The organism is Aromatoleum aromaticum EbN1, assembly GCF_000025965.1.
Lineage (GTDB): Bacteria > Pseudomonadota > Gammaproteobacteria > Burkholderiales > Rhodocyclaceae > Aromatoleum > Aromatoleum aromaticum.
Map to the genome: position 1 here is coordinate 3,766,615 of NC_006513.1, position 13,340 is coordinate 3,779,954.

General features: G+C 62.3%; 10 protein-coding genes. 2 read left to right on the forward strand and 8 right to left on the reverse strand.

Features of this window, described 5'->3' with window-relative positions:
- Positions 1 to 3: 3 nt before the first annotated feature.
- Genes EBN1_RS18010 through EBN1_RS18020 form a run of 3 tightly spaced genes read right to left on the reverse strand, consistent with a single transcriptional unit; the run spans position 4 to position 5,643 of the window.
- Positions 4 to 2,103, reverse strand: a complete 2,100-nt coding sequence (locus EBN1_RS18010; protein ID WP_011239408.1) for an AIPR family protein — start codon at positions 2,101 to 2,103, stop codon at positions 4 to 6.
- Complete coding sequence (locus tag EBN1_RS18015; protein ID WP_041646571.1) at positions 2,100 to 3,074, reverse strand: PD-(D/E)XK motif protein; 975 nt, start codon at positions 3,072 to 3,074, stop codon at positions 2,100 to 2,102. The genes EBN1_RS18010 and EBN1_RS18015 overlap by 4 nt, the downstream gene beginning before the upstream one ends.
- Positions 3,061 to 5,643 (reverse strand): Z1 domain-containing protein, encoded by a 2,583-nt coding sequence (locus tag EBN1_RS18020; RefSeq protein ID WP_011239410.1) that lies wholly within the window; start codon positions 5,641 to 5,643, stop codon positions 3,061 to 3,063. The genes EBN1_RS18015 and EBN1_RS18020 overlap by 14 nt, the downstream gene beginning before the upstream one ends.
- Positions 5,644 to 5,799: 156 nt before the next feature.
- Here EBN1_RS18020 and EBN1_RS18025 point away from each other — a divergent pair, with 156 nt between their 5' ends.
- Positions 5,800 to 7,143, forward strand: a complete 1,344-nt coding sequence (locus tag EBN1_RS18025) for an IS4-like element ISAzo5 family transposase (RefSeq protein WP_083782911.1) — start codon at positions 5,800 to 5,802, stop codon at positions 7,141 to 7,143.
- A 148-nt stretch (positions 7,144 to 7,291) separates the two neighbouring features.
- Here EBN1_RS18025 and EBN1_RS18030 read toward each other — a convergent pair whose 3' ends face one another.
- A complete protein-coding gene (locus tag EBN1_RS18030) occupies positions 7,292 to 8,806 on the reverse strand; it encodes an ATP-binding protein (protein WP_197531828.1) in 1,515 nt (504 codons plus the stop codon).
- A gap of 226 nt (positions 8,807 to 9,032) precedes the next feature.
- Positions 9,033 to 10,028, reverse strand: a complete 996-nt coding sequence (locus tag EBN1_RS18035) for a restriction endonuclease (RefSeq protein ID WP_011239412.1) — start codon at positions 10,026 to 10,028, stop codon at positions 9,033 to 9,035.
- A 249-nt stretch (positions 10,029 to 10,277) separates the two neighbouring features.
- On the opposite strand from EBN1_RS18035, the gene EBN1_RS18040 reads away from it, so the two are divergent.
- Entirely contained in the window at positions 10,278 to 10,490 is a 213-nt protein-coding gene (locus tag EBN1_RS18040) for a DUF3079 domain-containing protein (protein WP_041646572.1), read from the forward strand.
- A 137-nt stretch (positions 10,491 to 10,627) separates the two neighbouring features.
- Here the strand turns inward: EBN1_RS18040 and EBN1_RS18045 are convergent, their stop codons facing one another.
- The 3 genes from EBN1_RS18045 to EBN1_RS18055 form a co-directional block, all read right to left on the reverse strand.
- Positions 10,628 to 11,755, reverse strand: coding sequence for an aminotransferase class V-fold PLP-dependent enzyme (locus tag EBN1_RS18045; protein WP_041646573.1), 1,128 nt, complete (start codon positions 11,753 to 11,755; stop codon positions 10,628 to 10,630).
- 140 nt (positions 11,756 to 11,895) lie between these two features.
- The gene (locus tag EBN1_RS18050) at positions 11,896 to 12,036 is read right to left on the reverse strand and encodes an iron-sulfur cluster assembly scaffold protein (RefSeq protein WP_011239416.1); all 141 of its coding nucleotides are present in this window, start codon (positions 12,034 to 12,036) and stop codon (positions 11,896 to 11,898) included.
- Entirely contained in the window at positions 12,029 to 13,315 is a 1,287-nt protein-coding gene (locus tag EBN1_RS18055) for a cysteine desulfurase (RefSeq protein WP_011239417.1), read from the reverse strand. The genes EBN1_RS18050 and EBN1_RS18055 overlap by 8 nt, the downstream gene beginning before the upstream one ends.
- Between the last annotated feature and the right edge of the window lie 25 nt (positions 13,316 to 13,340).

Consider the following 13,340-nt stretch of genomic DNA (forward strand, 5'->3'; position numbering starts at 1 on the left):
CGGTCACGTTCGTCGGAATGCGCAGTCAGTCAGGTCGATTGATAGAACTCCCTGCTCTTTCAGCCGTTCGAGAACGGTGATCGCGTGCTTGGACTGCTTTTCGGTCGGAATTTGACGCGGCAGGGAAGCGCAGACCTTCAGGATCTGCGCTTCCTTCATCGTCAGCTCGCGCGCTGCGTTCCCTTGCTCCCACACCCTGTGCCAGAAATCCGCCCCGAGCCTCACCGCCAGCGATTGAGCCTCGATTCCAGCCATCTCGCGCTGCATCTCCTTGGCGTCGTGCTCGTTCTTCTTTGCATTTTCTTTCGACATCAGACAGTGCTCAAAGTCACCGTCATAATCGATTTTGCGAGCCTCAAGCACGCTCCAGCAAGCCTGTTGCTTGGCCCATTCTGACAGGTTGCGCATGCCCGCAGCGGGCTGCGTAATGACTTTATGAGCTTCTTCTGCCGCCAGCAGCAGGGCTCGAACCAAGGCGTCGGAGAGCATCTGCCGTTTCGAGATCGTGTCGAGGTCGAGTACTTCATTGGCCCGGTTCGCATCGTGGAAGACCTTTGCCATGGCGTAGGTTACGATGTTGGCGCGGTAGCCCCCCTCGTACCAGGGTTGTTTTGGAATCTCGGCTTCGAGCTTCCGGAAGATGATGGCCTTCGCGACTAACCTGCGATACCAGAGCTCGTCATACTTCGCCTCGTTCTTTGACCACGTCTCACCTATTTCCTTGGCGAACAGCGCGAAGTTCTTCTGCGCACCGCGCGAGACAATGTGGGGCTGCCCGGCCGCCGAGTTTTCGAACTTGGCCAGATCGGTCTTGCTGAACAGTTGCTCCTTCGGGAACTCAAGATCGAATTTCCTCTGGTCGCTGCCCGTACGTCGGCCACGTTCGTTGATGTACTGCCCGCGGGCGCGCTCGTAGAACCATTTGCTGTCGTGCCGTTCTCCCTCGCGCGCGGCAAAAATCACGTTGCGCGAAAACTGCTCGATCCGGATGTGGAAGGGGTGGTTCGAGAAGAAGTCAGCGGCGTTGACCTTGTTCTGGGTGTTCGCATATTCCGAGATCTTCGGCACGATTTCCTCCGAGCGATCGGGCGGTACGACCGTCAGCTTCATCTGCACAAAGACGTTTGCCAACTGTTCCCGAGCGGTTCTCAGCGCGGCATGGATCGAGCCTGTTGTCTGTGCGCCGTTAACGATCTGGAGGTTGCCGATCGACGAGATTGCCAAGCCGGAATCTGTCAGGACGCAATCCACATGCTCGGCCGTTGCCGACAGACCGTTGTTGTAGGGAAAGAAGAGTTCCGGTTCTTCCTTGATGGTTCTCTGGATACCCTTGTTGGTCTTGGCCCTGGCCTGAAGGAAGGTACGGACATTGGCCTCAAGAAGGCGGGCGCCCCAGAGATCATAGATTGCGGCCACCAGCTGACCGGGCATGATCAGCAGATAGCTTTCGAGAGCCGCACCAGTCTGCGAAGCTTTGAGCGCTGGAAGCGGAGCGCCGAAGTCACCCAAGAAATCAATGACCATGTCTTCGCGGGCTTGGCCGGAGCGGTCGAATCGCTCAAACCGGGCCAGATCCCAGACGGACCAGGTTACCGGAACGTCATCCAGATCCTGCAGTTTTACGGAGTCGTCGCGGCTGATGTACCGGCGGTTTGATACAAGAATCAGCTTGACCTTGGTGACCTGCGACCACGTCGCGATGATCAGGTCGGAAATCTGAAATGCAGGGTTCACCTCGTTCAGAGCGTCGCGAAACTCCTCGGTCCGGGCCTTCTTCAGGAAGCGGATAAGCGGATTGAGGATGGGCGGGACATCGGTCTTGCCAAATGTCAGGAGCTCGTCACTGTCGGCGAAGTCGCAGACGATAAGGCCAAGAACCCCTTCGCTGTCTCGCGGGTCGCCCGCGTATCCGTCGATCCTGATCCTCTGGGTGCCCCCACCGTTCTCGTAGAAAGCACGGTCGGCCGTTTCGAGTTCGCCCGCCTCTGTCAGCCGAGCTGTCATCTGGTCGAAGAATGCCTCGACCATCAGCACGCCGCTTGCGTCCGCCTCACGGCGGATGTCCGCCATAAGATTCTGGTGATACTCCTGAATCTCGCTCATGGCTGGTCCTCCTCGACGAGATTCGATCGCACGGCGTTCCAGTCTGTCCTGAAGGGAGTGCAGGCCGACAGCGCGAGTGCATAGGTCACCCCCGAAACCCCAAGCGGGACGGGAGCGGTAATCCGGGGAAATCCTTCTGCGACGGAATGAAACTCTGGAGGCGAGACGATCCAGCGCCAAGGCGAGTAGTCGTGCAGTACATCGTAGCCCGCATCGGCAAGATGCAGGTCCCAGTCCATTATCGCTGATGGCTCCGTTCGTTCGAGAAGCTCTGTCACCTCGTCCACATACTCCGTCAGTGTCCGGCCATGGGGTGGCTGGACCTTGTCCACAGCGAGTACTCCCAGCCAGAGACGGCGATCCGACACGTCGGCAAGCTGGTGCTCATTGGCGATCTTCACAAACGGCTTCGAGGCGCCGCGTCTTGCCTTGACCTCGATGCAGCCTGCCTTGAGCTCGAAGTCCTTCGGGGCACCGGAGGGCCCCGTCCATGCTGCAAGGGCCGGCTTTGCGCCCAGACTGGCTATCAGGAGCTTCAGAACCTCAATTTCACCGATCAGGCCTTTCTGTGCCTCTTCCGCCAACGCTTCAAGCTTCCCGCCGCGCAGCAGGTAGTGCCAACGGAAGGCGCGCCCGATGGCTCGTTCAAGCGCCTCGGCCTCGGTGCCAGCAAACTCGCCCGCGGCCATGACGTCGCGGCAGAGAGTATCGAACAGTTCGAGTTGTGCACTGTCCTTGAGGCGTATGTAGAGGATCGGGCCGCCCGGCAGCGTTTGAAAGCGGATTTCCAAATTCCTGAGCTTGGGCAGATCCGGCACCGGATTCGGAAGGTCCGAAAGCTGAAGGACCAAGGCCACGTCGGTGCGCGGCATGACGGCCCAGAACCAATTCCAGCGTGCTGTTGCATCTACGCGTCGCGTATCGGTTTTTCCGGCCTCGAGGCCCGACCATGGATTGTCATTCGGAATCACCAAGCGCCTCCTCTTCGATTTCCTCCTCGCCGAACATCTCGCGCATTCGGATGGTGTTGACGACGTATTCGACGGTGCCTCCGCCAATCTGGCTCGACGGGAAGGACAGGCCCCATGCGAGTACGCCTTCTACATCTTCGCCAGCCGACCTTGTAGCGTCGAGTTTTGGTTTGACGAGACGCAGGATCAGCAGCGGATGCCTGCCGGAAACCTGCCTGTAGATCCTCGGATTGACGGTCTTGGGCAACTTCTTGTCATCTCGCGACAGGCGAAATTTTTCCTTCGCATCAGTTATCTGCTGTTCTTCCAGTCCCTCACTCTCGTCCTCGGCTGAACCAATCCTGCGGCTTGCACCGCTGAATGCTAGGACGCCACTCTTGGCGAGGTCTGCATCGACCGACAGTTCGTAAGGAACGATATCCAGCCCCGCAAATGGCAGCGGCTTCATATCCTTGCGCGTGGAACTGGCGATGAAGATGTCCCACTCTGCAAGTTCACTTGCTGCACGTGCTTCGATGTAATCGTTGATCAACTTCGGGTCCGTCAAGGGATTGACCGGCCGGACGCCAAGCTCGGTACGGTACTCCCGAAGGAAATCCATGATCGAATTCACCCTAACACCTTTAAGCAGGTATCCCCTCGGACGCGATACGACTAAAACGCCCGCTTTGACGGCGGCAGCCAGCAGCCCCTCGCCCGCGCGGATGTTGGCCTCCAGCTGCGGGCTATCCAGAACGATCCGGGTTGTCTCGATCAGGTTTTCGGCGAGCCCCACCTTGACCGGCAGCTCTTTCCCGCTCCCCATCTTGTTCCGTGCGGTCACGATCAGGGACTCCGGATGGCTGCGAACGGTCAGCCCGAACTGTTCCGGCGTGGCCTTCGCCAGCTCCATGCGCTTCAGCTGGGCCTGCAGGTCGTCCATCGCCTCATGGATGTGGGCGTACCAGCCCACGCCATCCGCGGGGATCCACACGCGGCACAGATCTTCATAGCCCGGCCGATAGCCGAACCAGCGCCCCATCTGCATGAGCGTGTCGTACATCATGGAGTTCCGCAGGAAGTAGCTGATCGTCAGCCCTTCCAGTGTCAACCCTCGAGACAGGGAGAAGCCGCCAACGGCGATGACAGTCACGCCATGTTCGCCACCCTGCTCATAGTCGAGCGGCTGAGACCGCTTCGAGGCATTGACCTCGACGACCCTTGCGGCAACCAGAACCTCGTGCAGTCGAGCCTGCACCTCAGACCAGCCGGCGCCCTCAGCGTCTGCGTATTCTGCCTCCCAGACCGCATGGAGGGCCGCGATCTCCGGGTTCTGCAGGAGGGCGGCACGGCCCTTGCCGCCGTCGACCGCAACCGCGTCCCTGATGTGGCTGACGACATCGGCCACCTTGGATCGTAGCCGCCCCTGAACATCCGTGAAGCGCGAGGCATTGACCAGCATTGATGCATGCGACGCCTGCTGGCCCCGTGCATTGCGGATTGCCCGGGCGACGATGAAGGCGCGCACGGCTCGCACGAGGCTGTCTGGCAGCACATCGACCGGATGGTCGATCTTGTGCTTCATCGGCAGGATGTCCTCGTTGTCGTCGATCAGGCGAACGTGCCGGTCGCGGGCGTCGAGGAAGACCTTTTGCGCGCCGAAATAATTCGACGGCGCGTCCAGGCCGATAATGAAATGGCGTGGGAAGAGGTCCTGTTTCAGCGCCTCGTCGTCGGTATCCGGATCGATGAAGATGTTGGCAAAGGGCGTGGCCGTGTAGCCGACATAGCAGCTGCGGTGGAACAGCGAGAGCAGTTCGCGGATCTGGCCGTTGATACGGGTGACCTCGTCGCGGGAATAGGCGGTGTTGATCGAGGCGTTGTCGGCTTCGTCGTCGATCAGCAGCATCGGCTGGCTCACCATCTGGGTACCTTGATGGACTGAATGCTCCTTGAGCCATTCCAGCAGATTCTTCAGTGTGCTGGAATTCTTCTTGATCACCAGCACGACGGGAACATTGTATTGCCCGATCTGGCTTGTGTTCGTGGTGGCGGTCGCCTTGTTGAAATCTCGCAGAGTGTTGGTCAGCGAGACCGGAAACTCCCGCTGATCGAACGTGCCGACCCCAATGATTTTCTGCCGTTGCGCCTTGTTGGCATGAGCCAGCCGTCCGGTGTCGCGGCCTATGAACCCTTCGTCAATCCGCGCTTGGGTTTGATTGCGCAGATTGTTGTGGATGCCGGCGATCACTACGATCAGGCGATAGCCAGCGTCGGCAGCCTTGCATATCAAGCCGGTGTAGTTCGCCGTCTTGCCGCTCTGGACGTGCCCGACGACCATGCCGCGGCGGCTCCACGGAGTCATGTTCTTCGGATCACCGAGGCGGTCCAGCACACGATCAGTCACCTCGTCGGTCGCGTCGATCACCGATTTCGGCAGTCCCTTGAGGTTCAGGAGCCTGCGGTACCGGCTCCAGTAGAAATCCCCGATCTCGCCGTTGATCCGCGCATCATGCAGCCACGGACGGAAGTCCTCGGCATCAACGACGGCGCCGAGGCCCATGCTAATGCCGTACTTCTCTTCGATCATACGCGCAAGTTCCTCGGCATCATCGTCCTCGACCTTTCCTCATCTCGTTATACACAACTCCGCACCGCCGGCACGCCGATCTGAATAATCGTTGACCTTCAATGACTTACACGAAGTGCTTGTAAACCCATATAAAAACGCGTCTACTTTTGCAATTTGGGTGACCTGTTGGCGACGAAGAGCTGGGTGGTGGAGGAGTTTGCGGGGATGGCGCTGGGCGACGAGAGACTGAACAAGCGGGCGAAGGTGCTGATGGAGCGGTTGTCGGCGAAGCCGACGGCGGGCATTCCGATGGCGTGCCGGGGCTGGGGCGAGACGGTTGGCGCGTACCGCTTCCTGGGCAACGACGAGGTCGACTGGCAGGCGATCCTGGCGCCGCATTGGGAGCGCACCCGCAGCCGCATGCGTGCCCATCCGGTGGTGTTGTGCCTGCAGGACACGACCGAGCTGGACTTCAACGGGCAGGGCATCGCGGGTCTGGGGCGGCTGAACTACGAGGCGCGCCGCGGCATGTACCTGCACCCGACCTATGCGGTGACGCCCGAGCGCGAACCGCTGGGCGTGCTCGATGCGTGGATGTGGGCGCGCGAGGATGTCGATGAACCAGGCGAGCGCACCAGCATCAAGGAGAGCGCGCGCTGGCCCGAAGGCTACGAGCGGGTCGCGGAGTTGGCCACGGGGATGGCGACCACCCGCCTGGTGTATGTAGCCGACCGCGAAGCGGATCTGATGGAAATGATGCTGCGCGCCCAGACGCTGGGCACGCCGGCCGACTGGCTGGTGCGGGCCAAGCACAACCGTTGCTTGCCAGAGGGCGCGAAGCTGTGGTCGCACACCTGCGCAGGCGAGCCGCTGGGCGAGATCGTGTTCACGATGGGCTCGCGCCACGGCCAGAAGGCGCGCGAGGTGCGCCAGCAACTGTGGGCCCGACGGGTCAGCCTGCCTGCGGGCAAGGCGGGCACGGTATCGGCCACCTGCATCGTGGCGCGCGAGATCGGCGCGCCGGCCGGCACCAAGCCCGTGGAGTGGCGCCTGCTCACCAACCGGGAAGCTGCGACGGCTGCCGACGTGGTCGAGCTGATCGACTGGTATCGGGCGCGCTGGGAGATCGAGACTTTCTTTCACGTGCTCAAGAACGGCTGTCGGATCGAAGCGCTGCAACTGTCCGCCATCGAGCGCCTGGAGCGCGCGCTGGCGTTGTTCATGGTCGTCGCCTGGCGCATCGCGCATCTGATGCGCACCGGCCGAACCTGCCCCGAGCTGGATGCCACGCTCTTCTTCGACCCCGACGAGATCCGCGGCGCGTATCTGCTCACGAAGAAGAAACCGCCCGCCACCCCGCCCACCATCAACGAAGTGCTGCGCCTGATCGCCACCCTCGGCGGCTTCCTGGCGCGCAAGGGCGACGGCGAGCCGGGTGTGAAGACCATCTGGCTGGGCTTGCAGCGCGTCATGGATGCCGCCGCCACCATACAGGCGCTACGCGATGAGGCGGCCTGAGTTGTGTATAACGACATGACCTTTCCTGCGAACATCGGCGTGTTGCGCAATTGCCCGATGATGTCCCGGATCGACTGGGCCGTGTGAGGTCCTTGTTGCGACGCCATATACATCGCTGTCATGCCCTCGAGGCTGCTCAGGAGGGGAGTCACTTGTCTTCCTTCGTCTCTATCGTTGCTGCGATGATGCGCTGAGTGTCCTCCCAAGCCGAACGGAAGGGATCGACGTCCTTCATCAGCGAGATGATTTCCTTGATGTCTTTCCGAGCCCCCAGGAGGACGGACAGCGTCGCCTGCACGGCCTGGGCCAGCGTGTCCTCATCGATGCGGTCGGGAACAATCTGCTCGGCTGTGCCGGCCATGTCGGCATGCAGGGCTTCGATGGGTAGCGAAGCACCTACGAGGGCGATACAGTTGAAAAAACCGCGCCGTAGGTCGGGTGGCAGCCTCTCGGCAAAATCCGAGAATGCGGGATGCCCGATGTTCGGCCGATACCGGATCTGTCCGTCAGCCTGAACGCGATTCCACATAGGCAGCCGCTCGTGGTCGACAAGCTTCTGCCCGCGCTTGAGATAGGTCCGCTTCGAGCCGTCCTGAATGCGTTCGATCACTTTCCTGAGGCGGTCACGGACGACAGGAGGCAGCTGGGCGGAGGACTTCTTGACGTCGATCTTCCAGTCGGCGTCCATGCTGTTCGGAATATCGATCCTGACCCGGGAAAGCTTGGTTAGCTCGGACTGTCGGCAGAGCCCAAACCACGTTCCGTAAAGGATAAGGCGCCTACCTCGGTACAGATAGAACCCCTGCGATTTCAGATGGCCCTCAGGGCCGGCAATATCATCCCAGTCGGCCTTGCTCATCTGCTTGTGGTGAGGAAGCGTGAAACTCTGGATTTCCACTTCACCGCGGATCAGAGTCAGCTTTTCTTCAGGGTCGGAAATGGTCGCAGGATTTTTTCGGGCAAAGGGATCGAGTGGCCGAAGCGGACGACCGTTCAATAGGATACGGAGCAACTTCGTATCCTCTGTGAAGCGGTGAAAAACCAGACGTAGATGTCGTTCGGTTTCGGCAATTCTCCTGTTGATGATTTCTGCACGCTTGGCAGTGCTGTGCGAAACGCCCCCAGTCAATCGATCGAGCTTTTGCCACAGAACCAACGTACCCGTAGCGCCAAGCTGGTCCACCCCCGGAATTCCCGTAACGTCATCAGGCAGCTGCACCGCCCATTCGTTCCGCTCCGCAACGTCATCGAGATCCCAGACCGCGGCGGAAGTCTTGCCGTCTTTCCGAGACACGACTGTCAGTCGTCGGCATTGCGAGAAACTCGCACTCTTCAAACCAAGTCCGAACCTTCCGAGGTCGGGCTCATCACGTGTTGCAAGAGGATTCCGGCTCCCCGGGCGCATGGCGGCAATGAGCTCGTCTTCGGCCATCCCTTCGCCGTCATCCACGATCGCGATCAGGGGTTCGTCGATGCATGCTTCGGTGATGATACGAATCTGCCTTGCACCCGCTGTGACGGAGTTATCGATGATGTCGGATATGGCGGTCTCTAGCGAGTATCCAATATCCCTCAGTCCCTCGATCAGAGAAGCTGCATGGGGAGTGGCATCGGCCCGTCTTGAGGTGGTTTTTTGATGCACGTGCTCACTAAAGCATGTCAATTTTATGTTCGCCGGCTACGGTGTATTTTCTAGTTGATCTGAGTTTTGCCCTACATGAAATTGGGCTAGGGCGTTTGGCATTATGCTTCACAAAACAGATCGCATCGCGTAACTGATGTAGTGGAGTGCCTTCACCGGGGTCGAGCTGGCGGCGGCGATGAGCGCCACGACTGCGGCAAGGCCGAATGAGGTGCGGAGGGCCAATCTCGTCTTGCGTTCATGCCCATCATCGCCTTGCGGATGCACGCATCGGCAGCTTGCCTTTACACTTTGGGTAAGCAGGACACGCCCAGAACGTCCCCCGCTTGTTATCCCGCGTCATCATTTTCACCCCGCAACTCGGACACGTCGGCGTCGTCCAGTCCCCTTCGGTCACAAACTCCAGCAGCCGCCTGCTCGCGTCCTCCGGCAGGCGCTGCAGCATGGCGAGGAAGAGCTTGCCGTCGAGCAGGGTGATGTGGTTTTCGGTGGCGAAGGCGCGGGCGTCGTCGGTGTAGCCGTTGGGGGCCATGAAGAAGGCCTTGTCGACCTTCTCGTGGGCCATCACGCCGCGCAGTTCGCGCACTTCCTTGACGCCGACCGGCTTGTTCCAGGCCTTGCACTGGACGATGGCGGTGGCGCGGGTGGGGTCGGTGTCGTCCTGGAAAAGGTGGATGTCGATGCCGCCGTCGGCGCCGAGGCGGGTGGTTTCGGCGCGGATGCCTTTTTCGCGGTAGAAGGCGCAGCAGAGGTCTTCGAAGCGCTTCCATTCGACGCGGTCGAGCACGTCGAGCGACCAGGCGTCGGGGCGCGGCGGACGAAGTGGCGCGCCGGAGGCGATCGACGGGATCCAGGCGCCGTCCTGCGGGGAAGGTGTCGCTGCCGTTGGGTCGGGCTCGGCGGGCTCGGGGGGTTCGCGCCGCCTGGCGTATGGGCGCTCTGCGCCGGCACTGCGCGGCCTGCTTGCCGATCGCTGTAACGGGCTGGCGGCACCCAGCGCCGGCGCCTGCTTGACGAAGCGGATGACCGCGATGAAGGCGAAGATGAAGGCGACCAGCCAGGCGAGCTGGGTGAACACCGTGCCGATGGGGAGAAGGGCCGGGCTGCCGGCGAGGAACGCCGGAACAAGCATGGCGCCCCCGAAAACGCTCGCCGCGGCGAGCCCTGCGGAGATCTTCCAGTCCGACCGTACCGCGATGTCGAGGAGACCCTCGGTCTTTCTTCTGTAGCGACGTCGACCCATTCCTGCACGCACCTCCGGCACGCCATCAGGATGAATCACTCACCCGTCCGACATCATTTTTTGTGGAAACGGGATGAATGATACATAGCCGGGACCGAGTTTGAACGGCACAAAGTCACTGCGGGGCGCACTGCCCGGGCTACCGGAGGGCCGCCAGTGCCGCCTTTCTTGACGTCACTCAAGTACTTGTCCGCTTGGCCGAGTATCTTGCTCGCCATATCCCGCCCTGCCCGTCCATCTGCCCCGACCATGGCAAAGAAATTCCCCCTGCATCCCAAACATCCCGAGCGCATCTGCTGGGGTTGCGACAAGTATTGCCCGACGGATTCGCTTGCGTGCGGGAACGGCTCCGGGCGGACGATGCACCCGTCGGAGATGCTCGGCGACGACTGGTACACCTACGGCGACTGGGACCTGGAGCCCGCCGAGGAAGCGAAGAAGCCGGAGGACGGCTCGTCCTGATAGCCAGGCAGCCGCCAGAAGGGTCTCCGGCACGATGCCCCGATCGAACGTCGCCGGGGGGCGCTTCGGATTGAAGGGTTCGTCGTCGCTGCCGGTCCACGACGGCATGACCAGCGTGCCGTCGGGGCCGAGGCCGGTCAGCCTGCGCGGTTCAGCGCCGCGTCGAGGTACCGGACGGTGCGCTCGACGTCGTGCAGCTTGTCCAGGCCAAAGAGACCGATGCGGAACGTGCGGAAGTCCGCCGGTTCGTCGCACTGCAGCGGCACTCCGGCGGCGATCTGCAGGCCCTGTACGGACAATGCCCGGCCGGACTGGATTTCCGGGTTGCTGGTGTAGCTGACGACCACGCCGGGCGCCTGGAACCCTTCGGCGGCGACGCTCTTGAAACCTTTGCGGGTCAGCAGCGCACGTACACTGTCGCCCAGTTCCTGCTGTTCGCCGCGCACCTTGTCGAAGCCGTAGTCGCGGGTCTCCTTCATCACGTCGCGCAGCGTCGTCAGCGCGTCGGTCGGCATCGTGGCGTGATACATGTGGCCGCCGTTCTCGTAGGCCTCCATGATCTGCAGCCACTTGCGCAGGTCGCACGCAAAGCTGGTGCTCGTGGTGGTCTCGATTTTCGCGCGGGCGCCTTCGCCCAGCATCACGAGCGCGCAGCACGGCGAACCGCTCCAGCCTTTCTGCGGGGCGCTGATCAGGACGTCGATGCCAAGAGCCTGCATGTCCACCCAGATCGTGCCGGACGCGATGCAGTCGAGCACGAACAGGCCGCCGACCGAATGAACCGCGTCGGCGACCGCCCGCAGGTAGGCGTCGGGCAGCATCATGCCGCTGGAGGTCTCGACGTGCGGGGCGAAGACCACGTCGGGCTTCTGCTCCCGTATCGTCCGGACGACTTCCTCGACGGGAGCCGGTGCAAACGCGGCCTGCGGTCCGTCCTCGACGGGGCGCGCCTTCAGGACGATCGATTCGGCGGGGATGTTCCCCATGTCGAAGATCTGCGTCCAGCGATAGCTGAACCAGCCGTTGCGGATGACGAGGCACTTGCGGCCGGTGGCGAACTGGCGGGCGACCGCTTCCATGCCGAACGTGCCGCTGCCGGGGACGACGATCGCGGATTTCGCGTTGTAGACTTCCTTGAGCATGCGCGAGATGTCGTTCATGACACCCTGGAAGGCCCGCGACATGTGATTGAGCGAGCGGTCGGTATAGACCACCGAATATTCGAGCAACCCGTCCGGGTCGGGATGGCGCAACAAGCCTGGCACTGTGAGCTCCTGCAAGAGAAACGGAAGGACGGGGCGAGGATACCCGGACTAACTGCCGCGGGCCATCCCCTGCCGGGGGGCGACGAAGTGCACGGGTCCGGGCGATGCGCGGCGGGAAGTTCCGCGGCGAGCGCGTGTTTTCAGTTGCAGCCTGATGCGGTTGCGGGACAGGGGTTGAAGCTTTCGCCGTGCCGGTCCGCGTCCGGCAGCCGACCGAAATTGTGCGGACGCCGCCCGCTATCGAGGATCACTTCCCGGTACAGGTCGCGCAGCTCACCCATCGAACACCTCCCGCACGCGGCGCAATGCGGCAAACAGCGCGTCGACCTCGTCGTGCGTGTTGTACATCGCGAACGACGCGCGCACCGTCGACGGCAAGCCGAAGCGTTCCATCAGCGGCATCGCGCAGTGGTGCCCGGCGCGGACTGCCACCCCTTCATGATCGAGGATCGTGCCGACATCGTGCGCATGGATGTCGTCGAACACGAACGACAGGATCGCCGCCTTGTTGCGCGCGGTGCCGACGAGGCGCAGGCCCGGGGTCGCGTGCGCCTGCCGGGTCGCGTGCTCGAGCAGCGCGTCCTCGTGCGCGGCGATCGCGGCGATTCCGGTTTCCTCGACGTAGCGGATCGCCGCGCCGAGCGCGACCGCGCCGGCGATGTCCGGCGTGCCCGCTTCGAACTTGTACGGCAGCTCGTTGTATGTGGTGCCCGCAAAGCTCACCTGCCGGATCATGTCGCCGCCGCCCTGCCACGGCGGCATCGCGTCGAGCAGCGCAGCCTTGCCGTACAGCACGCCGATGCCGGTCGGCCCATAGAGCTTGTGCGCCGAGAACGCGTAGAAGTCGCAGTCGAGCGCCTGCACGTCGACCGCACCGTGCGGCACCGCCTGCGCGCCGTCGAGCAGCACCGGCACGCCGCGCGCGTGCGCCATGTCGATGAACTCGCGCACCGGGTTGATCGTGCCGAGCGCGTTCGACACATGCGCCAGTGCGACGATCCGCGTGCGGTTCCCGAGCAGATGCTCGAACTCCGCGACGAGCAGTTCACCCTCGTCATTGACGGGCGCGACTTTCAGCACCGCGCCGCTCCGTTCGCACGCGAGTTGCCACGGCACGATGTTCGAGTGGTGCTCCATGGCGGTGACGAGGATCTCGTCGCCCGGGCGGAAACGTCCGCCGAAACTGTTCGCGACGAGGTTGATCGCTTCGGTTGTGCCGCGCACGAAGACGATCTCCTCGCGGTGCGTGGCGTTCACGAAGCGCTGCACCGTGTCGCGCACGGCCTCGAAAGCGTCGGTCGCCTCCTGGCTCAGGCGATGCACGCCGCGGTGCACGTTCGCGTTGAGTGCGGCGTAGTAATGCGCTTGCGCGTCGATCACGCAACGCGGTTTCTGGCTCGTCGCCGCGTTGTCGAGATAGACGAGCGGCCTGCCATTGACCTCGCGGGTGAGGATCGGGAAGTCGGCGCGCAGCCGGGCGACATCGAGCGGCGGGACGCTTCCGCCCGCAGCGCCGGTCGCGACACGCAGCGCGTTCAACTCGTCGGCAGAAGTTCCCATTCCAGTTCCCCCAGGTCCTCGAGTA

What these genes read in the sequence shown, in the direction of transcription:
- EBN1_RS18035 (WP_011239412.1), bottom strand. Translation starts at nt 10,028, where the DNA reads ATGGGTCGACGTCGCTACAGAAGAAAGACCGAGGGTCTCCTCGACATC.
- EBN1_RS18010 (WP_011239408.1), bottom strand. Translation starts at nt 2,103, where the DNA reads ATGAGCGAGATTCAGGAGTATCACCAGAATCTTATGGCGGACATCCGC.
- EBN1_RS18055 (WP_011239417.1), bottom strand. Translation starts at nt 13,315, where the DNA reads ATGGGAACTTCTGCCGACGAGTTGAACGCGCTGCGTGTCGCGACCGGC.
- EBN1_RS18020 (WP_011239410.1), bottom strand. Translation starts at nt 5,643, where the DNA reads ATGATCGAAGAGAAGTACGGCATTAGCATGGGCCTCGGCGCCGTCGTT.
- EBN1_RS18050 (WP_011239416.1), bottom strand. Translation starts at nt 12,036, where the DNA reads ATGGGTGAGCTGCGCGACCTGTACCGGGAAGTGATCCTCGATAGCGGG.
- EBN1_RS18040 (WP_041646572.1), top strand. Translation starts at nt 10,278, where the DNA reads ATGGCAAAGAAATTCCCCCTGCATCCCAAACATCCCGAGCGCATCTGC.